The sequence below is a fragment of the Cupriavidus sp. 22TCCZM04-2 genome, assembly GCF_057798895.1.
The window spans coordinates 96,024-121,327 of the sequence record NZ_JBYOJS010000014.1 but is presented as its reverse complement, the minus strand read 5'-3'; the positions used below and the strand labels follow the sequence as shown (position 1 = coordinate 121,327).

The 25,304-nt window shown below is 64.8% G+C and carries 30 protein-coding genes and 1 tRNA gene; 16 read left to right on the top strand and 15 right to left on the bottom strand.

Going from position 1 to position 25,304, the window contains the following annotated elements; genetic code table 11:
* Window positions 1–18 precede the first annotated feature (18 nt).
* The 3 genes from AC3FKG_RS20420 to AC3FKG_RS20410 all read left to right on the top strand — a co-directional run bounded on the left by AC3FKG_RS20420 (window position 19) and on the right by AC3FKG_RS20410 (window position 2,510).
* On the top strand, window positions 19–1,623 hold the full coding sequence (locus AC3FKG_RS20420) for a glycerol-3-phosphate dehydrogenase/oxidase (protein WP_483708599.1): 1,605 nt from the start codon (window positions 19–21) through the stop codon (window positions 1,621–1,623).
* A gap of 45 nt (window positions 1,624–1,668) precedes the next feature.
* Window positions 1,669–2,040: an MliC family protein gene (locus tag AC3FKG_RS20415; protein ID WP_483708600.1), complete on the top strand. Its 372-nt coding sequence runs from the start codon at window positions 1,669–1,671 to the stop codon at window positions 2,038–2,040.
* 77 nt (window positions 2,041–2,117) lie between these two features.
* Entirely contained in the window at window positions 2,118–2,510 is a 393-nt protein-coding gene (locus AC3FKG_RS20410; RefSeq protein ID WP_483708601.1) for a hypothetical protein, read from the top strand.
* A 41-nt stretch (window positions 2,511–2,551) separates the two neighbouring features.
* On the opposite strand, the gene AC3FKG_RS20405 is transcribed toward AC3FKG_RS20410, so the two are convergent.
* The 4 genes from AC3FKG_RS20405 to AC3FKG_RS20390 all read right to left on the bottom strand — a co-directional run bounded on the left by AC3FKG_RS20405 (window position 2,552) and on the right by AC3FKG_RS20390 (window position 4,185).
* The gene (locus tag AC3FKG_RS20405; RefSeq protein WP_483708602.1) at window positions 2,552–2,779 is read right to left on the bottom strand and encodes a hypothetical protein; all 228 of its coding nucleotides are present in this window, start codon (window positions 2,777–2,779) and stop codon (window positions 2,552–2,554) included.
* Between the two features lie 137 nt (window positions 2,780–2,916).
* Window positions 2,917–3,318: a YXWGXW repeat-containing protein gene (locus AC3FKG_RS20400; protein WP_483708603.1), complete on the bottom strand. Its 402-nt coding sequence runs from the start codon at window positions 3,316–3,318 to the stop codon at window positions 2,917–2,919.
* Window positions 3,319–3,438: 120 nt separating this feature from the next.
* Window positions 3,439–3,642 (bottom strand): hypothetical protein, encoded by a 204-nt coding sequence (locus tag AC3FKG_RS20395; protein WP_483708604.1) that lies wholly within the window; start codon window positions 3,640–3,642, stop codon window positions 3,439–3,441.
* A gap of 81 nt (window positions 3,643–3,723) precedes the next feature.
* Window positions 3,724–4,185, bottom strand: a complete 462-nt coding sequence (locus AC3FKG_RS20390; RefSeq protein ID WP_483711511.1) for a CopD family protein — start codon at window positions 4,183–4,185, stop codon at window positions 3,724–3,726.
* A gap of 304 nt (window positions 4,186–4,489) precedes the next feature.
* On the opposite strand from AC3FKG_RS20390, the gene yfiR reads away from it, so the two are divergent.
* Together yfiR and dgcN are read left to right on the top strand one after the other, a co-directional pair.
* The gene (yfiR, locus tag AC3FKG_RS20385; RefSeq protein ID WP_483708605.1) at window positions 4,490–5,005 is read left to right on the top strand and encodes a regulatory sequestration protein YfiR; all 516 of its coding nucleotides are present in this window, start codon (window positions 4,490–4,492) and stop codon (window positions 5,003–5,005) included.
* Entirely contained in the window at window positions 5,002–6,276 is a 1,275-nt protein-coding gene (gene dgcN / locus AC3FKG_RS20380) for a diguanylate cyclase DgcN/YfiN (RefSeq protein ID WP_483708606.1), read from the top strand. The genes yfiR and dgcN overlap by 4 nt, the downstream gene beginning before the upstream one ends.
* Window positions 6,277–6,289: 13 nt before the next feature.
* Here dgcN and AC3FKG_RS20375 read toward each other — a convergent pair whose 3' ends face one another.
* The 4 genes from AC3FKG_RS20375 to AC3FKG_RS20360 all read right to left on the bottom strand — a co-directional run bounded on the left by AC3FKG_RS20375 (window position 6,290) and on the right by AC3FKG_RS20360 (window position 8,348).
* The gene (locus AC3FKG_RS20375; protein WP_483708607.1) at window positions 6,290–6,565 is read right to left on the bottom strand and encodes a hypothetical protein; all 276 of its coding nucleotides are present in this window, start codon (window positions 6,563–6,565) and stop codon (window positions 6,290–6,292) included.
* Window positions 6,566–6,620: 55 nt separating this feature from the next.
* Complete coding sequence (locus AC3FKG_RS20370) at window positions 6,621–7,469, bottom strand: D-amino acid aminotransferase (RefSeq protein ID WP_488743990.1); 849 nt, start codon at window positions 7,467–7,469, stop codon at window positions 6,621–6,623.
* Window positions 7,470–7,559: 90 nt separating this feature from the next.
* Entirely contained in the window at window positions 7,560–7,889 is a 330-nt protein-coding gene (locus AC3FKG_RS20365) for a YciI family protein (protein ID WP_483708609.1), read from the bottom strand.
* Between the two features lie 174 nt (window positions 7,890–8,063).
* Entirely contained in the window at window positions 8,064–8,348 is a 285-nt protein-coding gene (locus tag AC3FKG_RS20360) for a hypothetical protein (protein WP_483708610.1), read from the bottom strand.
* A gap of 155 nt (window positions 8,349–8,503) precedes the next feature.
* Here AC3FKG_RS20360 and AC3FKG_RS20355 point away from each other — a divergent pair, with 155 nt between their 5' ends.
* The 3 genes from AC3FKG_RS20355 to AC3FKG_RS20345 all read left to right on the top strand — a co-directional run bounded on the left by AC3FKG_RS20355 (window position 8,504) and on the right by AC3FKG_RS20345 (window position 9,630).
* Window positions 8,504–8,776 carry a DUF2188 domain-containing protein gene (locus AC3FKG_RS20355; RefSeq protein WP_483708611.1) on the top strand — a complete coding sequence of 91 codons (273 nt, stop codon included), beginning with the start codon at window positions 8,504–8,506 and terminating at the stop codon, window positions 8,774–8,776.
* Window positions 8,773–9,057: a hypothetical protein gene (locus tag AC3FKG_RS20350; RefSeq protein WP_483708612.1), complete on the top strand. Its 285-nt coding sequence runs from the start codon at window positions 8,773–8,775 to the stop codon at window positions 9,055–9,057. The genes AC3FKG_RS20355 and AC3FKG_RS20350 overlap by 4 nt, the downstream gene beginning before the upstream one ends.
* 177 nt (window positions 9,058–9,234) lie before the next feature.
* On the top strand, window positions 9,235–9,630 hold the full coding sequence (locus tag AC3FKG_RS20345; RefSeq protein ID WP_483708613.1) for a winged helix-turn-helix domain-containing protein: 396 nt from the start codon (window positions 9,235–9,237) through the stop codon (window positions 9,628–9,630).
* A gap of 64 nt (window positions 9,631–9,694) precedes the next feature.
* On the opposite strand, the gene AC3FKG_RS20340 is transcribed toward AC3FKG_RS20345, so the two are convergent.
* The 3 genes from AC3FKG_RS20340 to acs all read right to left on the bottom strand — a co-directional run bounded on the left by AC3FKG_RS20340 (window position 9,695) and on the right by acs (window position 13,982).
* Window positions 9,695–9,785 (bottom strand) — tRNA-Ser (locus AC3FKG_RS20340).
* A 59-nt stretch (window positions 9,786–9,844) separates the two neighbouring features.
* Entirely contained in the window at window positions 9,845–11,896 is a 2,052-nt protein-coding gene (locus AC3FKG_RS20335) for a sodium:solute symporter family protein (protein ID WP_483708614.1), read from the bottom strand.
* Between the two features lie 103 nt (window positions 11,897–11,999).
* Window positions 12,000–13,982: an acetate--CoA ligase gene (gene acs, locus AC3FKG_RS20330; RefSeq protein WP_488743989.1), complete on the bottom strand. Its 1,983-nt coding sequence runs from the start codon at window positions 13,980–13,982 to the stop codon at window positions 12,000–12,002.
* A 317-nt stretch (window positions 13,983–14,299) separates the two neighbouring features.
* Between acs and AC3FKG_RS20325 the strand changes: the two genes are divergently transcribed.
* The 4 genes from AC3FKG_RS20325 (at window position 14,300) to murI (ending at window position 18,440) form a co-directional block, all read left to right on the top strand.
* Complete coding sequence (locus tag AC3FKG_RS20325; protein ID WP_488743988.1) at window positions 14,300–15,211, top strand: DMT family transporter; 912 nt, start codon at window positions 14,300–14,302, stop codon at window positions 15,209–15,211.
* A gap of 99 nt (window positions 15,212–15,310) precedes the next feature.
* Window positions 15,311–15,844, top strand: coding sequence for a TIGR00645 family protein (locus AC3FKG_RS20320; protein WP_488743987.1), 534 nt, complete (start codon window positions 15,311–15,313; stop codon window positions 15,842–15,844).
* 189 nt (window positions 15,845–16,033) lie between these two features.
* Window positions 16,034–17,557 carry a fumarate hydratase gene (locus tag AC3FKG_RS20315; RefSeq protein ID WP_483708617.1) on the top strand — a complete coding sequence of 508 codons (1,524 nt, stop codon included), beginning with the start codon at window positions 16,034–16,036 and terminating at the stop codon, window positions 17,555–17,557.
* 73 nt (window positions 17,558–17,630) lie between these two features.
* Window positions 17,631–18,440, top strand: a complete 810-nt coding sequence (gene murI / locus AC3FKG_RS20310; RefSeq protein WP_483708618.1) for a glutamate racemase — start codon at window positions 17,631–17,633, stop codon at window positions 18,438–18,440.
* 3 nt (window positions 18,441–18,443) lie between these two features.
* Here the strand turns inward: murI and AC3FKG_RS20305 are convergent, their stop codons facing one another.
* The gene (locus AC3FKG_RS20305) at window positions 18,444–20,744 is read right to left on the bottom strand and encodes an AAA family ATPase (protein WP_488678012.1); all 2,301 of its coding nucleotides are present in this window, start codon (window positions 20,742–20,744) and stop codon (window positions 18,444–18,446) included.
* Window positions 20,745–21,153: 409 nt separating this feature from the next.
* Here AC3FKG_RS20305 and AC3FKG_RS20300 point away from each other — a divergent pair, with 409 nt between their 5' ends.
* From AC3FKG_RS20300 to AC3FKG_RS20285, 4 genes are all read left to right on the top strand, one after another.
* Window positions 21,154–21,807, top strand: a complete 654-nt coding sequence (locus tag AC3FKG_RS20300; RefSeq protein WP_483708620.1) for an energy transducer TonB — start codon at window positions 21,154–21,156, stop codon at window positions 21,805–21,807.
* A gap of 33 nt (window positions 21,808–21,840) precedes the next feature.
* Window positions 21,841–22,569 carry a MotA/TolQ/ExbB proton channel family protein gene (locus AC3FKG_RS20295; RefSeq protein WP_483708621.1) on the top strand — a complete coding sequence of 243 codons (729 nt, stop codon included), beginning with the start codon at window positions 21,841–21,843 and terminating at the stop codon, window positions 22,567–22,569.
* Between the two features lie 24 nt (window positions 22,570–22,593).
* On the top strand, window positions 22,594–23,007 hold the full coding sequence (locus tag AC3FKG_RS20290) for an ExbD/TolR family protein (protein ID WP_483708622.1): 414 nt from the start codon (window positions 22,594–22,596) through the stop codon (window positions 23,005–23,007).
* A 214-nt stretch (window positions 23,008–23,221) separates the two neighbouring features.
* A complete protein-coding gene (locus AC3FKG_RS20285) occupies window positions 23,222–23,542 on the top strand; it encodes a hemin uptake protein HemP (protein WP_483708623.1) in 321 nt (106 codons plus the stop codon).
* Between the two features lie 145 nt (window positions 23,543–23,687).
* Here the strand turns inward: AC3FKG_RS20285 and AC3FKG_RS20280 are convergent, their stop codons facing one another.
* From AC3FKG_RS20280 to AC3FKG_RS20270, 3 genes are all read right to left on the bottom strand, one after another.
* A complete protein-coding gene (locus AC3FKG_RS20280) occupies window positions 23,688–24,095 on the bottom strand; it encodes a heme-binding protein (protein ID WP_211949045.1) in 408 nt (135 codons plus the stop codon).
* A gap of 183 nt (window positions 24,096–24,278) precedes the next feature.
* Window positions 24,279–24,536, bottom strand: a complete 258-nt coding sequence (locus tag AC3FKG_RS20275; protein ID WP_488743986.1) for a hypothetical protein — start codon at window positions 24,534–24,536, stop codon at window positions 24,279–24,281.
* Window positions 24,537–24,799: 263 nt separating this feature from the next.
* Entirely contained in the window at window positions 24,800–25,123 is a 324-nt protein-coding gene (locus AC3FKG_RS20270) for a hypothetical protein (RefSeq protein WP_483708626.1), read from the bottom strand.
* Window positions 25,124–25,304: the final 181 nt, after the last annotated feature.

The following is a 25,304-nucleotide window of genomic DNA, read 5'->3' as shown; positions in this document are numbered from 1 at the left end:
CCACAACACGAACGCGTCATGCAGAAAGTCCCGACCCCGATCCAGCCACCGTCCCGCGCCGCCCTGCTTGCGCGCCTGGAACGGGAGCCGCGCTGGGATGTGATCGTCATCGGCGGCGGCGCAACCGGCCTCGGCACGGCCGTCGACGCGGCGTCGCGCGGGTATCGCACACTGCTGGTGGAAGCCGCCGACTTCGCCAAGGGCACGTCGAGCAAGGCCACCAAGCTCGTGCACGGCGGCGTGCGCTACCTGGCGCAGGGCAATATCAGCCTGGTGCGCGAAGCGCTGCATGAGCGCGGGCTGCTGGCCCGCAACGCGCCGCACCTGGTCTGGCCGCTGGGCTTTGTCGTGCCGGCCTACCAGTTGTTCGACCAGCCGTTCTACGGCATCGGCCTGAAGCTCTATGACATGCTGGCCGGCAGCCTGAACCTGGACGGCAGCCGCTGGCTGAGCCACCGCGAGGTGCTGGACGCCGTGCCGGCGCTGGCCGAGCACGTGGGCGGGCGCCCGCTGCGCGGCGGCAACCTGTACTTCGACGGCCAGTTCGACGACGCCCGCCTGGCCATTGCGCTGATGCGCACGCTGTTCGACGTGGGCGGCACCGCCATCAACTACCTGCCGGTGACCGGCCTGTCGCAGCAAGGCGGCGTCGTCAACGGCGTGACCGTGCGCGATGCGCTCGGCGACGCCACCTTCCGCCTGCGCGCCGACTGCGTGATCAACGCCACGGGCGTCTGGGTTGACGCCATCCGCCAGATGGAAGACGGCCACGCGCGCACCATGGTCGCGCCCAGCCAGGGCGTGCACCTGACGCTGCCGCGTGCCTTCCTGCCCGGCGACCGCGCCGTGCTGATCCCCAAGACCGATGATGGCCGCGTGCTGTTCGTGGTGCCGTGGAACGGGCACACGATCGTCGGCACCACCGACACGCCGCGCAAGGACCTGCCGCTGGAGCCCGATGCCAGCGCCGACGATGTCGACTTCATCCTGGATACCGCCTCGCGCTATCTGGCGAGGGACCCGGGCCGGGCCGATGTCACCAGTGTCTGGGCCGGACTGCGGCCGCTGGTCAAGGCGACCGGAGAGGCCTCGACCGCTTCGCTGTCGCGCGAGCACACCATCGTGGTATCGCGCGCCGGGCTGATCACGGTCACCGGCGGGAAATGGACCACCTACCGCAAGATGGCCGAAGATGTCATCGAGACCGCCATCCAGCGCCAGATGCTGCGTGCCGCGCCTTGCGTGACGGGCGAGCTTGCCCTGCATGGCGCCAGCGGCCTGCCCGCGGACCTGCCGGCGCCCAACTCGGTCTCGCCGGACCGTTACTATGGCAACGAGTTGCCGGCATTGCGGGCCCTGCCCGGTTATGAAAATTCTTTGGCGCCCACTGCAGGGCTCACAGAAGCCCACGTGCGCTTTGCCGCGCGCCATGAACTGGCGCGGCGTGTCGAGGATGTGCTGGCCCGGCGCAACCGGGCGCTCTTCCTGGATGCCCGCGCGGCCGTGGACGCCGCGCCGCGCGTGGCGGCGATCCTGGCGGAAGAGCTGGGCCACGACGACGCCTGGCAGGCCGGCGAAGTGGCGAACTTCCGCAAGCTCGCCGCCGGTTACATGCTCGCCTGAGCCAGCGGCCGCTGACCCAATGCTCCATTTTTGACAGGACCACCGATGACTCACCGCCCGGCACGACTTGCCCTCCCCGCCCTTCTGCTGGCCGCATGCGCCAGCGCGGGCGTCTACGCTGCCGGCGCCCCGGGCATCGACAGCGTGCGCTTTCCCGAGGTCCGCACCGTGCGCTACCAGTGCGACGGTGACAAGCCGCTGACCGTGCGCTACTTCAACAGCACCGACAACCAGGCGGCCATCCTGCGGCTGGAGGGCAAGCCCGTGCTGGCCGTGAGCGTGGTCAGCGGTTCCGGCGCGCGCTATGTGGGCGGACGCTATGAATGGTGGACCAAGGGTGACGAGGGCACATTGCGCGACCTGATGCAGACGGACGCCAATCCGCCCATGCTGGGCGGCTGCCGCGCCATGCGATAGCGCGGTCTGTCATCGCCGCCATTTGAGGCAGCGGCAATCCGGGCGATAATGCGGGCCATTGCAATACGGAGAACACCATGGACGAACTTGAAGAACTGTCCGACCTGCCCATGCCACGCTTCATCTGGGGCTTCGCGATCGCCGCCGGACGCGGCGGAGAGGTCCTGCATGACGAGTTCGAGTACCTGACCCATACGCGCACCCCGCGCTTCACGTGCCGCGTCGTCGAACTCGAAGACATGCCGGCCGACAGTGACGAAGGCGGCATCGACGGACGCATCGTCCACCCCGACGATCCGCGGCGCATGTTCTACATCACCGATGCGGGCATGGCGCTGGTCAACTTCTCGATGTTCGACAAGATGCCGGACCGCCAGAAGTTCAAGAAGATCTGCGACGAGGCAATCGCCAACTGGATGTTGCGCCGCGAATTCCTCGGCGACGAGGAAGACGAGGACGACGAAGAGTAAGGCCCGCGCGCAGCGCGGTCAGGACTGCGGGCCGCGCCGCGCTAGCGACCTTCCCTCACCTCGATGAGATCCGCCGCCACCCGCTGGATTTCCGCATACACCGGGATGGCCTCGAGCGGGCCCGTGCATCCGACGGCCGTTGCCTGGCTGGCATCGGCGCCTGGCGGCAGGAATACAAAGGCCATCCCGGGCCGCCAGCCCGGATGGTTGCGCAAGCTGTCATTGAGGATGTCGAGATACTGGGCACGCGTGAAAACATGCTTTGCCATGGTCCGTTTCTCCGTGTCGGCTGCAGGCGGGCTGACGGCCCCAGTCGCGTCGAACTACCGTTGCGGGGATCGTAGCATGGCATCCCCACGGCTCTCCTCGTTAAGGCAGTGGCCCAGGCCTCGCATCCGCCATCAGGTCAGCACTCGCCCTTCTTGGCGTGGCCCGGCGGGCAGTGATACCCCTTATCCTTCTTGCCCTTGCCGCGGTAATCATCCCAGCGGCCGGGCACCAGCACCCAGCCGTCGCGCGACTGGATCCAGCGCGGAGACTCGTAGACATAGCCAGCGCGTTCACGTTCCCAGCGCCCCTGCTTCCATGCATGCTTGTGGTGGTGGTCGTCCCAGTCCCAGTAGCCCGGCGCCCAGACATAGCCGGGACGCGGTGCGGGCACGACCTCATAGAGCGGTGCCGGTGGCGGCACGCCAATGGCAATGTTGACCGAGACCTGGGCCTGCGCGGAGGAACCAGCGGCCAGTCCGCCGCAAATGAAGGCCGAAAGCAGGACCGCGGGCGGCAGGACGCGAAAACGATTCGTCATGGAAACCCTTTCTTTTTGTGGATGTGACTCAAGTCTAACGCCCGCGGGCGTCCACCCGTTGTAAGAAAGGGTATCCGGGCACCGGCCGGCCGTCGTGGCGCGGCACGACGGCGTGGTGGACTAGTGGTCCGCCGCCATGGCCTTCAGTTCGGCATCGCCCGCGACGCGCGCCGCGTCCGAAGTGGTGAACGTATCGTCGGAAACAATGGTGCGCCGGATCTGCTGGGCATTGAAATCGACCAGTGAAATGATCCAGACATAGCGGCCCGCCTGGGGCGCGGTCTGCACGAAAGCCTTCAGGCCGGAACGGGACTCGCTCGTCATGATCCACCTCCTCGCAATGCGTGTCTGGGAAGACTAGCACAGCAGGCCGACAGTTCCCCCAGCCCGTGGCGCCCCAAGCCATCAGCCGGCAAATCGCCCCAGCGTGGCTACCGCGACATTGATCAGGCCCAGCACCAGGTTGATGCCGACCGCCTGCCGGATCCGGTTGAGCGCGGCGCCGGCAACGGGCCATTCGCCAGCTTCCACGGCACGCCGCAAGACCGGATAGGGGCCGAAGAAGACGAAGACGAAGATCGCCGCCATGACCACGCCAATGCCAGCCATCAGATGCCAGTTCGGCGGTGCCGAGGCCATGCCGACGTTGGCCATCATGGCACCGCCGCTGAGCAGTATCAGCACCAATGCCAGCCATACCCAGCGGAAGAAGCGGTCAAAAACGCCGTGCCAGAGACGCAAGCGCGACGGCGGTTCCAGCACCTGGCCGGCAACCGGGCGCAGGCACAGGTAGGCGAAGAACATGCCGCCCACCCAGACGACGGCGGCCATCACATGCAGGAACAGGAGAATCGGCAGGAAGGTCATCATGGCTGTGCGGGAACGGGCGCTACGCGCCGAAGCCTGCATTCTATGCGCCACGCGCATTTGTGCGCACAGGATGCCGCGAGACTTGATAGCGATTCAGGATTGGCGCGATCGTGCCGATAACTGCCTCTGGCAATCCGGGAACCGCCCCCTCCTCCATCCCGGACCGATCAAGACCAGAAGACGGGAGCCGTCCCAACAACCCGATCAGGCCATACGCACACTCGCCCATCACATGGCTCGCGCCCCAGCCATCCGCTCCAGGCGGAACCCAATCTTCCTTCGTTATTGCCTGCGGCCGCTTATGGTCGCCGTGCTTGCCATCGCCCCCGCCGTGCTGCCCCCGGGCGTCACCGCGCAGCCGGCTCCGCAACGCGTCGACATGGTGGCGCGCGTGGTCTTCAGCCTGCTCGGCTATGCGCGCTGGCCGGCGGAGCGAGAGTCGATCCGCCTGTGCGTGGACAACGCCAGCCGGTATCCGGCGCGCTTGCTTGAAGGCGCTACCCTGAGCAACGGCAGGCAGGTGCGCCCGCGCGAGGTCGACGTCATGGCGGACCCGCTCGCGAGCCAGTGCGACGCGCTCTATCTTGGCGCCATGACTGACGTCCGGCGCCAGCGCCTCGCCGCGGAACTGACGGACCGCCCGGTGCTGGTGATCAGTGAAGAGGACTTCGAGTGCGAGACCGGCAGCATGTTCTGCCTGAGTATCCGCGAGAGCCAGGTGTCGTTCCGCGTGAATCTCGATGCGCTCGGCCGCAGCGGTGTCCATGTCCATCCCGCCGTGCTGCAACTGGGCCGGCGCAGGGGCGCATCGTCATGACGCCCGGATCGCGCCCTGCCGATGGCCGGCAACGCCCTACCCTCTACGGCGCGCTGCGCCGCATCCATCTTGGGGTGGCGCTGCTGGCGGTCTGCACAGCCGGGCTCTCGCTGACGGCACTGGGCCTGACCGCACTGCGGGTCTATGCCGACCACAACCTGCGGCTGGTGGCGCGTTCGATTGCCTATACGCTCGAAGCACCCGTGGTTTTCCACGACAAGGCTGCCACCGGCGAGACCCTGGCCCTGATCGCAGCATCCGAAGACGTATCCCGCGCCACCGTGCTCGATCCGGACCACCGCGTCCTGGCGGACTGGCAGCGTGCGGGCCACGAACGCCGTGACGGCTTGCGCCACGCGATCGGGGAATTGCTCGGCACCGGCGTGATCGAGCAGCGAATCCTGCATGACGCCAAGCCGGTCGGCACGCTGCGCATGACCGGCGATCCGTCCAACCTGCTGCACTTCCTGCTGCAGGGCGCGCTCGGCCTCCTCGCCTGCCTGCTGCTGACGGCGGTAAGCGCGCACTACCTGTCGAGCCGCATGCTGGTGCAAATCATCGAGCCACTGCGCAACCTGATGCGCGTGGCCCACGCCGTACGTTCGGAGCGCGATTTTGCCCAGCGCACGCCGCCTGCCCGCATCGAGGAACTCAATGCGCTGGGCGATGACTTCAACGGCCTGCTCGACGAACTGCAAACGTGGCAAAACCAGATGCAGCACGAGAACCGGTCGCTCGCCCATCGTGCCAGCCATGACTCGCTGACGGGCCTGCTCAACCGTTCCGCGTTCGAAGAACTGCTGGAACTCGCCGTGCGCGCGGCAGCGGCGAGCGCCGGCCATGCGGCCGTGCTCTACCTCGACAGCGATGACTTCAAGGGTATCAACGACCGCTTTGGCCACGCTGCCGGCGACGCCGTACTGGTGGCCCTGGCGCAACGCATCCGCGCCAGCGTGCGCGAAGGCGATGTCGTCGCCCGGCTGGGCGGCGACGAGTTCGCGGTGCTGACCACTTCCTTGCGCGCCCCGGCAGACGCGATCCAGATTGCGGAGCAGATCCTGCAACGGGTTCCCGAGCCCGTCCTGTTGCCCGATGGCAGCCGCATCACGGCTTCGCTCAGCATTGGCATGGCCGTGTTCCCGGTGCATGCGCAGGCCAGCCAGGGGCTGCTGCATGCGGCCGACGCGGCCATGTACGGTGCCAAGCGCCAATCTGGCGGCAACTGGCAGAGTGCCGAGCCACGCCTGGAGGCCTGCCAGGACCAGCGATGACGCCGGCCTGTCCTCAGTCGCCGAACGGGTTGGGCGCTCGATTCTCCACGGCGTCCGACAAGTCGAACTCGTCGCGCACCTTGTCGACCGCGGCGCGGATGCCGGCCTCATAGCCGGTGCCCCTGCCGAACCCCTTCATATCCCAGTTCCGTCCGCGCGCATCGCGCGGGTGAGGCTCGGGCATCGGTACGCGGATCTTCGCACCGTCCTCTCGGATTTCATCGATCTGCTGGACTCGCCGGCTCACCTCGTCCTGCAAGGCGCGCCGGCCGCGCTCGCGCTTGGCCATCGCTGTCTCCCGGAAGCGGTTGGGCAGTCATGCTAGCACGGGCAAACCCGTGTGCTCAAAGCGCGGATTTCGCGGCCTGGTAGGCGTCGTAGAGCTTGCGGAAGACCGGTCCGGGCGTGCCCGACCCAATCGCCTGGCCATCAAGGGAAACCACGGGCAGAAGCTCCTTGCTTGCCGACGACAGCAATACCTCGTCGGCACCGAACACCTCGTCACGCGAGATGCGTCGCGCCTCCAGCGAAATATCCAGCGCCGCGCACAGCTCCACCATCAGGCCATAGCGAATGCCTTCCAGGATGAGGTTGTCCTTGGGCGGGGCCGACACCCTCCCTTTGCTGACCACCCAGACATTGGATGAAGACGCCTCGGTGAGCCAGCCATCGCGGAATTGGATCGCCTCGGTGACACCGTGTTCCGCGGCATGCTGTGCGGCCAGCACGTTGCCCAGCAACGAGGTCGACTTGATCTGGCAATTGAGCCAGCGGCGATCCTCCATCGTCACGCACGGCACGCCCTTGGCCACGGCCGACGCCGACGGCAGCGACATCGGATTGGTCATGATCAGCACCGTCGGTGTAACTTCAGCAGGGAACGCATGCATGCGCCGCGCCACGCCACGCGTGACCTGGATGTACACCATCTGGTCGGACAAGCCGTTCGCCTCGACCACACGGGCGATCAGCGACAGCCATTCGGACTCGCTGTGCGGATCCGGTATGCCGATGGATGCCAGGCTGCGCGCCAGGCGCGCCAGGTGCTGGGCACCGCGGAACGGCTTGCCGTTGTAGATGGGAATGACTTCATAGATCCCATCGCCGAAGATAAAGCCGCGGTCCAGGACCGGAATGCGGGCTTCGGACAAGGGGGTCAGTTCGCCGTTGAGATAGACGGTGGAGTCGGACATGGCGCGATGGCTTGGAGAGGAAATCCGATTCTTCCACATGGAGCGGAGTCAGCTTATGCAATTACCGCATAAGACAGCCATCTCCGGCCGTCAAAATAGCGACGCCAGCCTCGGGTGGCACTCGAATGGCGAGAATTCGGTCACCCGATACACTGCCACACCGAACTGATGAAACGGATCCGCCGCGAGCAGCGTCTGGAGCTCATCGCGCGACAAGTCTCCCCGCGCCAGAATCACGCTGCCCTTCCCGGAGGCCGTTGGTCCGTAGGCCAGGAAGCGGTCCTGCTCGAACATCCTGTTCAAGTAGTCCTGGTGCGATTGCAGATGCCTCCAGAACTTTTCGGCGGGATGCGGGTACGTCAGTTCAACGAGGTACAGGTGCTTCAGTGCCATCACGATGACCGCCTGTTTGCCTTTCATTCGAAAGGGATTCGACCACAGGGCGAAGGCTGGCGGAAAGGCGTATAAATCGCGCAGGTGCGCCCGACTGCCTGCTACCGTGGATGACCCGCGCAAACACTGCATTGACCCTCATCAACGCGTGATGAGGTCCGCCTCGCGCACATAGCGTAAGCGTTTGTCGCGCCTTTTTTCTCAGCCCTTCGCTGTAAGCGGTGTCGCAGTGCGCGCGAAAGCGCGCCGGCGATCGGCTTGCGGGTCGGGACAAGCGCTGAGCACGACGATCAACGCCCGGTGCTGGCGCTCCGCGGCCATCGCGCAGCGCAAGGCGGCCAGAAGTTCGCATGCCGGCGTGGCGTCATAACCTTCGGCGCGCAGTGCCTTGACGAGCGCAATCTGGTGCCGGATCCGCTCACGGCCTTCGCGGATATAGCGGGTGCTGCGGTCGAGATCCAGAAGCTTGGTTTCAAGGTCAAGCATGTCTCTCTCCCGCAATTCGGTTTCCACTTGAGGATAGACACAAGTCACCCCAAACGGCACGCGGTGCGTGGCGCCAAAATGGTCGCTTTCAGGACATCCGAATATGCAGTCATCTTCCTATACAGTATTTCGCTACCCGGATCGAGGAGATTGGCATGACTTCGCGAATGGTTCGCGTATTGCCGGCTGTTTTGGGTTGGTCGATGCAGGCAGATGGCCTGCCCGCACCGCTTCATTTCGCCACGCTCGAAGCTGCCATTGCCGCGGGGTGGTACTACGCGCGAAAAGAGCAGGTCGAGCTGGAGATTTGCCGGGAGGACGGGACCGTCCGCCTGCGAAGCACAGGCACGGATGCGCCGATCGGGCCCGCGCTGAAGGACAAGGCCATTCCGAACGATCACCGCCCGTGCCCCGGAGTCGAATCGTGAGCTCCATCACAGCCGTACCGTGCCTGTTGTGCGGCCATCTGGCACGGCGTTGGTATGACCGTCGCGGTCCCTTGCAGGGCGATCGGATGTATCGCTGCGCCCGTTGCGGCGGCCGCTTTTCCGTCACCGGCGAGGCGTCATCCCTGATAGGCGACGGCCAGTGGGACACAGCTGAGCTGATGGACACCGTCAGGCAGCGCATTGCCGTGGGCGAACTGCCTCGCATCGAAAACATCGACGGCATGCCGATCGTCAGGCCGGTCGGCCGCCAGGCAAGCTGAATTCCGCATGAGGCCAGGGCAGCATACGCCCCCGGATTCTTAAGAACTTACCCCCGGTCTACCCCGATCATCACAAACCACGAATGCAATCAGTTATGATTCTCATTTAATACACGTGCAGAGGCGTCGTCCCAACGGAGCCGCGCCGGCACTGGAAGACATCTGCTGGCCTGCCCGATGGAATTCAACTTCGAGCTGTTTCCGGTTCTGACCACGGACGACAACCCGCGCACCGGCGCAAAGGTCCTGCGCTTGCTTGCGTCCATTCGGGACACCCGGTCCATGGGCAAGGCCGCCGTCGCCAACGGATTATCCCAACGGCATGGCTGGACGCTGATACGCAGTTGGGAAAAGGCGCTGGGGCAGCCACTCATCGTCGGCGCGCGCGGCAATGGCTCGATGCTGACCCCGTTCGCGATGCGACTCCTGCACGCCGAATGGCGCTTCCGGCAGGCCACGCAACCGGCCCTCGAGGCCGCCATGGCAGAATTTGCGGCGACGCTGTCGGAAGACGACGAGGAGCCGATTGCGATGGCCCAGCTCCAGGCAAACAAAAAGGGCCGGGGTCAATGACCCAGGCCCTTGTTCGGGACTTTGTCGTTAGCGACTGCTAACCGGCAAAGCCTTGCAGAATATCTGGCGGAGAGAGGGGGATTCGAACCCCCGATAGGCTATTAACCTATACACGCTTTCCAGGCGTGCGACTTAAACCACTCATCCATCTCTCCGGGAAGTCCGCGATTATAGCAGAGGTCGCCGACGAGTCCAGCGATTCCTGATCTGGCGCCTACCCCTTTCGCAGGTAAGTCACCAGGCGATCGATCACAGGCGCGTTCCTGGGCGTCACCAGGCTGACAAGGATGGCCGCCGCAAAGCCCGCCGGGACGCCAAACGCACCGGACGCGATCGGGTCCACGCCGAACCATCGATCGCCGAAAATTCCCGTCATACGGGTGAAGAACGGATAGTTGACGAAGATGTAGTAGACCGAGATGCCAAGGCCCGCGGCCATGCCTGCCACCGCGCCGGCGGCGGTGGTGCGGCGCCAGAAGATGCCCAGCACCAGCACCGGGAAGAAGCTCGACGCGGCCAGCGAGAAGGCGGCGCCGACCAGGAACAGGATGTTGCCGGGACGCAGCGATGTGACGTACGAAGCGAACAGCGCCACGCCGAGCAGAACGATCTTGGCTGTGGTGACGCGCCGCTGGTGGCTCGCCTGGCGGTCCACCATGTGATAGAAGACGTCATGCGACAGCGCATTGGCGATCGTCAGCAACAAGCCGTCCGCGGTGGAGAGCGCTGCAGCCAGCGCCCCGGCGGCGATCAGCCCCGATATCACATACGGCAGTCCTGCAATCTCGGGCGCCGCCAGCACGATCATGTCTGGCTGTAGCAGGATTTCCGCCCACTGCACGATACCGTCGCCGTTAACGTCGCGCAGCGCGAACACGGGGGGATCGACCTTGCGCCACTGCACGACCCACTGCGGCAGTTCGGCATAAGGCGTGCCGACCACATGCTGGAAGAACTCGTATTTGACCAGCGCCGCCAGCGCGGGGGCCGATACGTATAGCAAGGCGATGCAGAATATGGCCCACGCCACCGAGTTGCGCGTCTCCTTCACCGACGGCGTGGTGTACAGCCGCGTGAGGATATGGGGCAGGCTCGCCGTCCCCACCATCAGGCAGAACACCAGCAGCACGAAATTCAGCCGCTTGTTCCCGCGCTCCTGCTCGGACGCCGAGGGATAGGGCTCCGTCGACGGCGTGGAAGGCTTGCTGCGCGACAGCGCGTCTTCACGCATCTGGTTCCATTGCTGCTTCGCGGCGGCCGCATCGGCAGGGAAATCGATGCGTTCGCGTTCCAGTGCCTTGATCTCCCGCAGTGGCGCATTGCGCGCGCGCAGGTCCAGGAGCCGCGCATCGAGCGCCGCGCGCTCCTCGCCGAACGATTCCGGCAGGCGCGCAATACGGTCCTGCATCTGAATGGCCTGCTGCCGGTAGTATTCTCGCACCGCCTGCTCGGCCGGCTCCCGTTCGATCTGTCGTTCGCGCTGGTCAAGCCTGGTCAGCATCGGACCATAGCTGAGCTGCGGCACCATTTCCTGATGATGCTTCCACGCGATCATGGAGACCGTGACCAGGAAGGCCACGATCATCATGATGTACTGGGCCACCTGGGTCCACGTCACGGCGCGCATGCCGCCCAGGAACGAGCAGACCAGGATGCCGGCCAGCCCGAAGAAAATGCCGACCGCGAAATCGACGCCGATAAAGCGCGTGACTACCAGGCCGACGCCCTGGATCTGCGCGACAAGATAGACGAACGAGCACAGCGATGCCGCCAGCACGGCAATGGCGCGCACGGGCAGGTTGCCGCCCGGCTTGCCATTGCCGTACCGCGCTGCCAGGAAATCGGGAATCGTGTAGCCACCGTACTTGCGCAAGTACGGTGCGAGCAGGAATGCGACCAGGCAATAGCCGCCCGTCCACCCCATCACGTAGGCCAACCCTTCATAGCCGGACGCGAACAGGATACCAGCCAGGCCGATGAACGATGCCGCGCTCATCCAGTCGGCCGCGATCGCCATGCCGTTGAACATGGCGGGCACCCGCCGCGCGGCTACGTAGTATTCGTTGAGGTCGGATGTGCGGCAGATCAGGCCGATGCAGGCGTAGATCGCGATCGTGATAAAGAGAAAGACGTAGCCGAGCCAGAGCGCATCGGCATTGGATTTTTCGAGCAGCCCCATCATGCCGACGAAGCCGAACAAACCCAGCGTGAACAGGCCGTAGTACAGCATCAGCCGGCGGCGGAAACGCGACTGGGCGTCGGGCATAGGCGGCGGTCGGACGGTTAAGGGGGATTTACAGTGAAGAACCCGCCGGCGCGCTGAGCACGGCGGCGGGTCCTGTCCGGCTGGCGGTTACCGGTTGATCCGGTTACTGCGCCTGCTTCAGTTGATCAAGAATCGCGGGGTTCTCCAGCGTGGAGGTATCCTGCGTGATCTCCTCCCCCTTGGCCAGCGAACGCAGCAGGCGCCGCATGATCTTGCCCGAACGCGTCTTCGGCAAGTTATCGCCAAAGCGGATGTCCTTCGGCTTGGCGATCGGGCCAATTTCCTTGGCCACCCAGTTGCGCAGCTCCGTGGCAATCTGCTGCGCCTCGGCATCGCTCGGACGCGAACGCTTGAGCACTACGAACGCGCAGATGGCCTCACCCGTGGTGTCGTCCGGGCGGCCCACCACTGCGGCTTCGGCGACGATCGGGTTGGCCACCAGCGCCGACTCGATTTCCATCGTGCCCATGCGGTGGCCCGACACGTTCAGCACATCATCGATGCGGCCCATGATGGTGAAGTAGCCATTGTCCTTGTCGCGGATCGAGCCGTCCCCGGCCAGGTACAGCGTGCCGCCAAGTTCCTCAGGGAAGTAGCTCTTCTTGAAGCGTTCCGGATCTCCCCAGATGGTGCGGATCATCGCCGGCCACGGGCGCTTGACCACCAGGATGCCGCCGGCGCCATTCGGCACATCCTGTCCGGTCTCGTCGACGATGGCCGCCATGATGCCCGGCAGCGGCAGCGTGCACGAACCCGGCACCAGCGGCGTGGCGCCCGGCAGCGGCGTGATCATGTGGCCGCCGGTCTCGGTCTGCCAGAAGGTGTCGACGATCGGGCAGCGCTCGTTGCCGATGTTCTTGTAGTACCACATCCACGCTTCGGGATTGATCGGCTCGCCGACCGTGCCGAGCAGGCGCAGGCTCGACAGGTCGTATTGCTTCGGGTGGATCTTCTCGTCGGCCTCCGCGGCCTTGATCAGCGAGCGGATCGCCGTGGGCGCGGTGTAGAAGATGCTGACCTTGTGGCGCGCGATCATGTCCCAGAAGCGGCCGGCGTTCGGATAGGTCGGCACGCCTTCGAAGATGATCTGCGTCGCGCCCGCCGCCAGCGGGCCATAGGCGATGTAGGTGTGGCCGGTGACCCAGCCGATGTCGGCGGTACACCAGAAGAGATCGTCGGGCTTGATGTCGAAGGTCCACTGCATCGTCATCAGCGCCCACAGCAGGTAGCCGCCGGTGCTGTGCTGCACGCCCTTGGGCTTGCCGGTCGAACCCGAGGTGTAGAGCACGAACAGCGGATGCTCGGCGCTCACGGGCACGGCCTCGCAAGTGTCGGGCTGCCCGGCGGAGACATCTTCCATCGAGCGGTCGCGGCCTTCCACCCAGTTGACCTTGCCGCCGGTGCGGCGATAGACGATCACGTCCTTCACCGCCTCGCAGCCACCGAGCGCGAGCGCGTCATCGGCAATTGCCTTCAGCGGCAGCGCCTTGCCGCCGCGCATCTGCTCGTCAGCGGTGATCAGCGCCACGGCGCCCACGTCCACCAGCCGCTCCTGCAGCGACTTGGCCGAGAAGCCGCCGAACACGACCGAATGCGTGGCACCCAGGCGCGCGCAGGCCTGCATCGCGACCACGCCTTCGACCGACATCGGCATGTAGATCACCACGCGGTCACCCTTCTTGATGCCGAGTTTCTTCATCCCATTGGCAAAACGGCAGACCCTGGCATGCAGGTCGCGGTAGGACACGCGGGTCACGGAGCCGTCGTCGGCTTCGAACACGATCGCCGTTTTCTCGGCGTTGCCGTTCTGCAGGTTCCGGTCCAGGCAGTTGTACGAGGCGTTGAGTTCGCCGTCCTCGAACCACTTGTAGAACGGGGCATTGCTCTCGTCGAGCACCTTGGTGAACGGCTTGTTCCAGTGCAGCAGGTCGCGCGCGCGGCTGGCCCAGAAGCCTTCGTAGTCGCGCTCGGCTTCGGCGCAGAGCGCGCGGTAGGCATCCATGCCGGAGATCGTGGCTTGCCGGACGAAGGACTCGGGCGGATTGAAAACGCGATGCTCCTGCATCACCGATTCGATAGCGGACATAAGGCGGGTCTCCTGATTTTTGACTGAACGGCTTGGCTGCAAAACTACGCCCGGCGGCTTACTTAAACCTGACGCTCTCACGCGCTGCGTCCGGGCCCAGTACCTTGCTGCAAAGCAACAAGCCTGTGCGCCAATCGCCATCACAAGGAATGTGCAGCCTTCTTCATTAGGCTAGCACAGCTATAATGCCCCGGGCCCGATATTCGGGCGCCTCAGCGTCCACAACGCGCCCTGTTCCGGCACCTGCTGAACCACCGCAGTCTGCCCGCACCCGGCCCGCACAAGGGGCTTTGTGCTCACTCCCCGAGGCAGCATCCGTGTCCGTCTACCCGTTCTTCCTGATCGCCTCGATGGCACTCGTCGGCAGCAACGTCGGCCTGGGAAAGTCCATCATCGCCCATGTGCCGGTGCTGCTGTTCGCGCTGCTGCGCTTTGTCGTCGCCATCGTCTGCCTGTCACCGTGGTACCGGCCATCGCGCATGCGCCAGGTGTCGCGCGCGGAGTGGCGCAACCTTTTTCTGCAGGCGTTCTTCGGCACCTTCCTGTTCACGCTGCTGATGCTCAATGGCGTGCGCCTGACCAGCGCCATGGCCGCGGGCGTGATTACGAGCACAATCCCGGCGACGGTGGCCATCCTGTCCTGGCTGTGGCTGCGTGAACGGCTGTCGCGCCGGACCGTGGCGTCGGTGCTGCTGGCCGTGGCCGGCGTGGCGGTGCTCAACGTAGCCCGCGGCGGTTCGCATGGCGCAGGCAGCGGCGGCAGCCAGGCCCTGCTCGGCAACCTGATGATCCTGGGTGCCGTGGTCTGCGAATCGATCTACGTGATCCTGTCGCGTCGGCTGACGCAGACGCTGGCCGCCATCGAGATCTGCGCCTACACCCACCTGATTGGCGGCCTGCTGATGCTGCCGCTCGGTTTCATTCCGCTGCTGGATTTCGACCCGACCACCGTGCCCACGCAGACCTGGCTGATGCTGCTGTGGTACGCACTGTCCGCGAGCGTGTTCTCGTTCTGGCTGTGGATGAAGGGCATCCGTCATGTACCGGCCCAACTCGCGGGCGTCTTTACGTCGGTACTGCCAGTGGCGGCAGCCGCCTACGGCATTGTCTTTCTGGGCGAGACACCGGGCTGGCCGCACGCCATCGCGCTGGGCTGCGTGCTCGGCGGCATCCTGCTGGCAAGCTGGCCCGGGCCGATGGCGCGCCGGGTGTTGCAGGATAGGGCCTGAATCGTTTCAGGGCGCGACAGTCACGCGGCACGCCACATGGGCGCGGTACAATCCAGACCCATTTCGAATGTCTTGTAACAAAGACCTAGCTGATTGCCCATGGCCGAATCCTCGATGCGCCCGATCCCCCGCCTTATCTTTGCCTCCCGCTGGCTCCAGTTGCCGCTGTACCTCGGCCTGATCGTCGCGCAGGGCGTCTACGTCTATCACTTCATGGCCGAGGTGTGGCACCTGCTGTCGCACGTGACCGAGTACGACGAGAACAAGATCATGCTGGTGGTGCTCGGCCTGATCGACGTGGTGATGATCTCCAACCTGCTGATCATGGTGATCGTGGGCGGCTACGAAACATTCGTCTCGCGCCTGGGAATCGACAACCATCCCGATGAACCGGAGTGGCTCGACCACGTCAACGCCGGCGTGCTCAAGGTGAAGCTGTCGATGGCGCTGATCGGCATCTCGTCGATCCACCTGCTCAAGACCTTCATCGACGCCGAACAGCGCACGACCCACACCATCATGTGGCAGGTGGCCATCCACCTGGCTTTCCTGCTCTCGGCCGTGGCGATGGCCTGGGTGGACCGGATGGTTTCCCACCCCGCCGGCGCCCATGCCAAGTCTCAGTCGCACTGAAGCCGCATGCCCTGTTGGCTTCACTTCGGACCGCGGCCCTGCGCCGCGGTTTTTGTTTGCGCCTCGCAGCGCCTCCAAGCGGCGGAAAAGGCGCCCCGCGCACTGTAGACGCCTGTATGCAAACGGGCAGAGCGCCCCGGCTAGGTGTATGATTTCGGGCTGTGTTTCACCGCTGCCACCCCCCATAAAATGACCGTCATCAAGCAAGAAGACCTCATCCAGAGCGTCGCCGACTCCCTGCAGTACATCAGCTACTACCATCCGATGGACTACATCACCAGCCTGGGCCGCGCCTACGAGCTGGAGCAGAGTCCGGCCGCCAAGGATGCGATCGCGCAGATCCTGACCAACAGCCGCATGTGCGCCGAAGGCAAGCGCCCGATCTGCCAGGACACCGGCATCGTCACGGTGTTCGTCAAGGTCGGCATGGACGTGCGCTGGGATGGCGCCACCATGAGCCTGACGGACATGATCAACGAGGGCGTGCGCCGCGGCTACACCCATCCGGACAACGTGCTGCGCGCCTCGATCGTCAGCCCGCCCGAAGGCGCCCGCAAGAACACCAAGGACAACACCCCGGCCGTGATCCACTACGAGATCGTGCCGGGCAACACCGTGGACATCCAGGTCGCGGCCAAGGGCGGCGGCTCGGAGAACAAGTCCAAGTTCGTGATGCTGAACCCGTCCGACTCGATCGTCGACTGGGTCCTGAAGACCGTGCCGACCATGGGCGCCGGCTGGTGCCCGCCGGGCATGCTCGGCATCGGCATCGGCGGCACCGCCGAGAAGGCGATGGTGATGGCGAAGGAATCGCTGATGGAGTCGATCGACATCCAGGACATCATCGCCCGCGGTCCGAAGGACTGGATCGAGGAACTGCGCGTCGAGCTGTACGAGAAGGTCAACGCGCTGGGCATCGGCGCGCAGGGCCTGGGCGGCCTGGCCACCGTGCTCGACGTCAAGATCATGGCCAGCCCGACGCACGCCGCGTCCAAGCCGGTCGCGATGATCCCGAACTGTGCCGCGACCCGCCACGCGCACTTCACGCTGGACGGCAGCGGCCCGGCCAAGCTCGAAGCGCCGGACCTGTCGCAATGGCCGAAGGTCGAATGGGCGCCGAACACCGAAACCTCGAAGCGCGTCGACCTGAACACGCTGACGCCGGAAGAAGTCGCGTCGTGGAAGCCGGGCCAGACCCTGCTGCTCAACGGCAAGATGCTGACCGGCCGCGACGCCGCGCACAAGCGCATCGCCGACATGCTGGCCAAGGGCGAGAAGCTGCCGGTGGACTTCAAGAACCGCGTGATCTACTACGTCGGCCCGGTCGATCCTGTGCGCGACGAAGCCGTCGGCCCGGCCGGCCCCACCACCGCCACGCGCATGGACAAGTTCACCGAGATGATGTTGGCCGAGACCGGCCTGATCTCGATGATCGGCAAGGCCGAGCGCGGACCGGTCGCCATCGAGGCGATCAAGAAGCACAAGTCGGCCTACCTGATGGCCGTGGGCGGCGCCGCTTACCTGGTAGCCAAGGCGATCCGGGAAGCCAAGGTGGTCGGCTTCGAAGACCTCGGCATGGAAGCCATCTACGAGTTCGACGTCAAGGACATGCCCGTGACGGTCGCCGTGGACAGCCAGGGTACCTCGGTGCACAAGACCGGCCCCGCCGAATGGCAGGCCAAGATCGGCAAGATTCCGGTCGCGGCGCTGTAAGATTGCGCGCTTGCATGAAAAAGCCGGGTTCTCCCCGGCTTTTTTTCCACCCCCGCCCTTCCGCTTGCCCAACGTGAACCCCGCTCCCATCGGCGTCTTCGATTCCGGCCTCGGCGGCCTGTCGGTGCTGCGCGAGATCCGCGCATTGCTGCCGCAAGAGTCCCTGCTTTACCTGGCTGACTCCAAGTACGCGCCCTATGGCGAGAAACCTGAGTCATTCGTGCAGGCACGCACGCTGCAGGCGTGCGAATGGCTGCTGGCGCAAGGCTGCAAGGCGCTTGTCATCGCCTGCAACACCGCGACCGGTCACGCCGTGGAACTGCTGCGCCAGACACTGCCGGTGCCGATTATTGGTGTTGAACCTGGCCTCAAGCCGGCGGCGGCGGCCAGCCGGAGCAAGGTGGTAGGTGTGCTGGCCACAGCCAATACGCTCAAGAGCGCAAAGTTTGCACGACTGCTGCAGTCGCTAGATGGGGAAAGCCAGTTTATCTGCGAAGCAGGGCTCGGCCTGGTGCCACTGATCGAGCAAGGCGACATCGACGGGCCTGACATACGCGGCCGGCTGAACAATTACCTCACGCCGATGCTTGAGGCTGGCGCCGACACGCTGGTACTTGGCTGCACCCACTACCCGTTCCTCTCGGACACCATCCGCGGCATGGTGGGCGACCAGTTGGCATTGGTCGATACCGGCAGCGCCATTGCGCGTCAGCTGGCGCGCAAGCTGACGGAACATGCCCTGGCAAGCGCACCCGATGCCATGCCGCTGGACCGCTTCGCCTCGACCAAGGATGCCGCCCACCTGAGGCAGATGGTGGCCGCGCTGCTGCATATCGAAGCGCAGGCGGAGACAGTGACCATCGAACCCGCCCCCGCTTTCTGACGACTAGCGCAAAAAGCCGAGCGGACGGTGCGCCCGCACGTCCGGCTTGACCGCGTGCTCGTGCCGCAACTGCGCGAGAAATTCTTCCGGCGTCAGCGAATCGCCGAGCAGCACGCACTGGCGCTTGACCGTGGCGAAGTCGCCGGGCGTCAGGCAGTCCATCGCATCGAGCTCTTGCCGCATGGCATCCGTCAGCCGGGCCTCGTCACCATCCAGCGCTTCATCGACGAACATCGTGGCGCGCTGGCCGGCCTTCAGCGGCAGGAAGCGGATCTTGAACGAGAACCTGCGCAACGCAGCCTCGTCGATGCGGTCGAACAGGTTCGTCGTGCAGACAAAGATACCGTTGAAGCGCTCCATGCCTTGTAGCATCTCGTTGACTTCCGACACCTCATAGTTGCGCACGGCCTGCTGGCGGCTTTGCATGAAGCTGTCGGCTTCATCGAGGAGCAGCACCGCGCCGTCTTCCTCGGCGCGGGCGAACATGGCGGCAATCTGCTGCTCGGTCTCGCCGACGTACTTGCTCATCAGGTCCGAGGCGCGCCGGATCATCAAGGGTGTGTCCAGCGCCGCGGCAATGTGTTCCGCCAGCGCGGTCTTGCCCGTGCCAGGCGGCCCATAAAAGCACAGCGTGCCGCGTTGCCGCACGCGTAGCGCTTCAATGATCTTTGCCACGTCGTAGCGTGTTTCCAGGTGCAGGTTGTCCAGCCGATAGTGGGTCACCACGGGCCTGACCTCGGCCTCCGGCCGCAGCCCCATGGCGCGGTCGGCGTGCTCGAGCTGGCGCAGGATCAGCGCCTCGACCGGCTCCTCTACGTCGGGCCGGGCCAGTTGCACGAAGCGTGCGGCGGACTGCACCTGGGCCGGCGTGAGCGTCTTGCGCCCGGCCAGCGCGGTGATGAAGGGATCGCTGACATCCAGCCCGCCCAGGTGCTTGCGAATGATGTTCTCGCGCACCAGCGGCGGCGGGATCTTCAGTTCCAGGTGGAACTGGAAACGGCGCAGATAGGCGGGATCGATCTGCCGGATCGAATTCGAGATCCAGATCACGGGGACCGGATTCTGCTCCAGCGTCTGGTTGACCCAGGCCTTGCCGTTCACCGAAGCACGCGCATCCTCCTGGCCGAACAGGCTCATCAGCTCGCGCGAACTGCCGGGGAACACGTCCTCGACTTCGTCGAACAGCAGCGCGGTGCGCGGCCGCCCGCGCAGGAAGGCCTGCGACACCTGCAGCGAGCGATAGCGGTCCTTGCCCGAGAGGCTGTTGCCGTCGCGGTCCAGGCAATCGACCTCATACAGCTCGCAGCCGGCCTCCCCCGCCAGCAGCCGTGCGAATTCGGTCTTGCCAGTGCCGGGCGGGCCGTAGATCAGCACGTTGACGCCCGCCGCATGCTGGCGCGTGGCATTGGAAAGCAGCGCGGAAAGATAGCGCGCGTCGGTGTCGACATGCGGATAATCGGCAACGGTCAGCGTGGGCGGCGCGGCCGGGCGCGTGAACACCGCCATCATCTCGGCCTCGTTGGCATAGTTGCCGAGCAGCACATGCAGCAGGCGGTCGGACAGGCGCATCAGGTCGCCCAGGTCGGTCACGCTGTTCTCGGGCAAGGGCTGCTCGATCAGGTTCAGCGTCTCCAGCCGCGAACCTGGCCGCAGCGACGCGGCCACGTCCGCCGGGCTCGCCCCGGTCAGCCCGGACAGTATCTGGAATGCCTCCTGGCTGTGCGCCACCTTGCAGTCCACCATCACGGCGCGCAGGTCGCGCTTGTACTTGGCAAGCGCCGCGAAGAGCAACAGCTTGCGCTCGTGCTCGGGCAGGTCCAGCACATGACTGAGCATGTCGATATTGCGCACCAGCAGCACGCGTTCGCCATCGAGCCGCGATGCGATGGCCGAAGCCGAGGCATCGAACACCGCGAACATGTCCTTGGCGTGGTGCTTGACGTACTCGTCGAGGTAGTAAAACAGCGCGCTTTCGTCGAAAGCGCTGTTCCATTGGCCATGTCGCTCCAGGAACTCCTCGGGCGTCAGGCGTCCCGCCCCTTTCCACGCCGGCATGTCGGCGCAGCGGGCCGACAGAAAGCGCTGCACGCGCAGCACGACACCATACGGCCACACCATTTCCTGCGCGCTGACCGTCAGCACGTCATTGATATTGCTGCGCAGATTGAATCGCGGCCCCAGCGCGCACACGACCCGCAGGGCAAACTGGGCGCACATCCAGTCCAGCGCCGAACTGGCCGACAGGCCCGGCCCGGGGCGCAGTATCTTGGAGCGGTCCTCTTCAGCAAAACGTGTGAAGTCCATGGCCTCATCCCCGTGCCCCCGATTGCGACGCCGCAACAGGGGTACCACCCCGCTCGCACTATTTTCCCTATGCTAGCGCGCTTTGCGGCTTGCGGCGCATTCCGAACGCCTCGCCATGCCCGCCATTGTTGTGCCGCCCGCCCCCTCGAAACGCTGCCTGGATTTGGCGGTATAACTGCCCTTTGGACAAATTTCCAGCTGCGGCGCACAAATCACAACAAATAAGAATCATTATCGTTTATACTGCTCCACTGACACGCCGCCCGAGAGTGGCGCTCCCCGGCAACCGTATTGCAGGAGCGTTTATCATGGAATTGCTTGTTAGCTTGCTGGTCGGATGTGGTATCTCGCTGATCCTGTTCTATCGCAAGTGACTCTGTGCCGGCCGGCAGACACTGTTGTTCACCTCATGTTCGATCAACGCTTCCTCAAGATTACGCTCGCCGTCCTGCTGTTCCACGCCGGCCTGCTTTACCTGATCCAGAGCGGCCTGGGCCGCAAGATGACCGAGGCGGTGATTGCCCCGGAAATCATTGCGCGCATCATTCCGCTCGAGCAGCCCAAGCCGCCCGCGCCGGAGCCGCCCAAGCCCAAGACGGAAACGCCGCCCAAGCAGGTCAAGGTGACTACGCCGCGGCCGACGCCGCCGCAGCCCAAGCCGGTTCCGCAACCGGCCGCCGCCCTGCCGCCGTCGCCTACCGCGATCGAAGCGCCACCGACGCCGCCTGCCTCGCCGGCTCCCGCAGCGCCCGCGCCCGAACCTGCGCCCGTGTCGTCCGCGCCGCGTGCCGTGGGAATCGGCGAGATCCAGTGCTCGCCGCCGCAGCCAAGCTATCCGGCCCAGTCACGCCGCATGGGCGAGACCGGCAAGACCGTGGTGCGCCTGACAACGGATGAAACCGGCAAGGTGGTCAAGACGTCGGTAGTATCCTCCAGCGGATCGTCACGCCTGGACCAGGCTGCCGTCGACGCCGTCCAGCGCATGCGCTGCAAGCCGTACATGGATAACGGCCGCGCCATTGCCGTGACCGCGCAGCAGCCGATTGGATTCGAACTGAACTGATCTCAACCTACAACGTACTCACCAGGAACCAACATGCAGGACCTCGGACTTTCCCACCTCTGGTCGCAAGGCGATTTCGTCATGCGTGCGACGGCCATCATTCTGCTGATCATGTCGCTCTTGTCGTGGATCGTGATCCTTACGAAGGCGTGGGATCTGGTTCGCCTGAAGAAGATGGCGCACGGCGCGGAAAAGCGCTTCTGGCACTCCGACGACTTCGACCACGCCCTGGAAACGCTGGGCGCCAACGACGCCAACCCGTTCCGCACGCTGGCCATCGCCGGCAAGGACGCCGCCCAGCACCACCGCGCCAGCCAGCCGCAGCTGCATGACGTGATGGACATTTCGGACTGGCTGACGCGCTCGCTCAAGAGCTCCATCGACGAAGCCGTTGCGCGCATGCAGTCCGGCCTGGCGGTACTGGCTTCGGTGGGTTCCACCGCGCCGTTCGTGGGCCTGTTCGGCACGGTGTGGGGCATCTATCATGCGCTGATCGGCATTGGCGCCTCGGGCGTGCCCACGATCGACAAGGTCGCCGGCCCGGTCGGTGAAGCCCTGATCATGACGGCCTTCGGCCTGGCCGTGGCCATTCCCGCGGTGCTGGGCTACAACGCGCTGACGCGCGGCAACAAGGCGGTCATCTCCAAGCTGAACCGCTTTGCCCACGACCTGCACGCCTACTTCGTGACCGGCGCGCGCGTTCGCCCGACCGGCACCCGCGCCGAAGACAACGCCGTGCGGCTCGCCGCGGCACGGCAGTAACATCCTCGCATCAAGGAAGTCATCATGGCATTTGGCACCCTCGACGGCGACGATGACGAGGTGATGAGCGAAATCAACATGACGCCGCTGGTCGACGTCATGCTGGTCCTGCTGATCATCTTCATCATCACGATCCCGGTCATCAATCACGCGGTAAAGATCGACCTGCCGCGCGCAAGCAATACGCCGAACGATTCCAAGCCGCAGAGCATCAATGTCTCGATCGATGCCCAGGGCAAGGTCTACTGGAACCAGACTGAAGTCGACGAGACCACGCTGGCGAACAAAATCGCCCTGGCCGCCCAGCAGGAGCCGCAGCCCGAACTGCACCTGCGCGCGGACCGCGAGGTGCGCTATGAACGCGTGGCCGAAGTCATGGCCGCCGCGCAGCATGGCGGACTCGGCAAGATCGGCTTCATCACCGAACCGAAACAGTAGGCACGGCCTGGCCTGGCTATGCGGAATGAAGGGCATCCCACGGGATGCCCTTTTTCTTTGACTGGGCCGATACGCCAAATGTGTAACCATCGATCGGCACTATTGAAATGATAACGGTTCTCATTTATGCTTCTTCCATCGCAAGCACGGACCTCCGGTGACGCCATGCGCCCGGCGTGCAAGCCAATCCCTCATTGCCGAACGGAGCCAGATGATGAGCACCCTTTCCCTGCCGCTGTCGCAACCCCGTGAAGTTACCCGCCGCCGCCTGTCGCTGCGGCGCGTGGAAGTTGCCCCGCAGGGCCGACGCGATACGCCAGCGGCATCCGCGCTGGAATCCGTGAAATCCGCTGTGGCGGCCATTCCGGCCCGCCTGGAAGCCCTGGTGCGCGACAGCTTGCCGAATTCGCCCGTGGCCGAGCCTGTCGCGCTCGAAACCATCATGCGTGGGGCCACGACGCTGCCGATCCGCCATAACGGCGACATCTACACGCTGCGCGTCACGCGCTACGGCAAGCTGATCTTGACAAAGTAAGGGAATGACACGGCGCTGGCACTGCAGTGCCGGCCGTCACAGAAAGTGAGAGGCGGCAGGCCGAATGGCCTGCCTGCCGATGGCAAGGCGACGCGCTTGCCAGCCCCGCAGCCAGGCGGGGCTTCCGGCGAATGGGATCAGGGGATCAGAGACCCAGCGCCGCGATACCAGCACGGGCGATCTGGGCGTCTTCCGTCGACTTGACACCCGAAACGCCTACCGCACCCACAACCTGCTCGTTGCAGACGATGGGCACGCCGCCTTCCAGCATGCCCTGCAGCGTCGGGGCAGTCATGAAGGAATAGCGACCGTTGTTGATCATGTCTTCGTAGACCTTCGACTCGCGGCGACCCAGGGCCGAAGTGCGGGCCTTTTCCGTCGCGATATAGGCCGAGATCGGCGCCGTGCCGTCCAGGCGCTGCATGGCAAGCATGTGGCCACCATCGTCCACCACGACGATCGAGACGGCCCACTGGTGCGCCTTTGCCTCGGCCTCTGCTGCGGCCATGATCTTCTTCACGTCTTCTGCCGTCAGCACGGTCTTTTGCTGCATACCACTCTCCTGATGTTCATACGGTGTGAGGCGGAAGTATAGCGCCGCGCAAATGTCCCGGTCACCGCGCGAGGTGTGCCTGCGAGGGACAAAACACAATTGCCCAAAACAACATGACCCGCACATCAGGCGGGTCATGTTGTCGATCCGCCGACGTCGCGAGATGCCGGCAACCGTCATGCGTCAGGCGCCGTCGGTAAATGGGTCCGGCTTGCTGGTGCGGGCACCGTCGGTGAACGGATCCGGCTTGCTGATCCGGGCGCCGTCGGTATAGGGATCTATCTTGCCGACACGCGCGCCGTCGGTGAACGCATCCACCTTCCCAATCTTGGCACCATCCAGGAACGGATCGACCTTGCCCGTACCGGCAAACGACGGCAGCGACACAGCGGAAAGCGCCGACAGGGCGGCGACAGTCGCCAAACTACGCTTGATATTCATGAGATTCCCCTTTTTCTCTGACAGACAGGCGCCGCGAGGACCACGATCTTTTCGTGTGACATTGCGGCGTCACAGATGCAGTTTAGGGGAAACCCTAATAGTGGTATCCCTAGGCCTTTGAGCGATCTATTCAGGAAATTTGATGACACCAACCGTTAGGGAACTTGCCGGGAGCGGCCCTTCACTTGTATCGCGCGAAGCGGACAAAATAAAAGAGCCCCGAATCGGGGCTCTTTCTTTCAAAAACCTTGGAGGGCTGGCTATCAGCGCCAATGGCCATGACCGTGGTACCCACGGGGTCCGTAGTACGGGCGCGGGCCATAGTAGCGCGGGCCGTAATAACGCGGACCGGGACCGTAGTACCGCGGGCCGTAATACACCGGCGCCGGGGCGTAGTACACCGGAGCGGGCGCCACCACGACCGGCGGAGCGGGCGGATAGTACACCGGGGCCGGAGGATAATAAGCCGGGGCGCCGACAACCACGCCAGGCACACCGATCGCAACGCCGACGCTCACATGGGCCATTGCCGCACCCGACGCAAGGCCAGCGACGATACCGAATGCTGCGAGCCACCAACGTTTCATTTCCCGCCCCTCTGTCCCGGATTCCTGATGGCTCTATTTTAGTGGTTCGGAAATTTCCAGGTGCAACGGCGCTCACGACATTGTTACGAGCCGTAACAGACGGATCACTTTGCTGGAGAACCGGCTTTGAGAAGGAGCGCTCGCAGCCCGCACTTGCATCCCGGATGCGCAACCACCACAA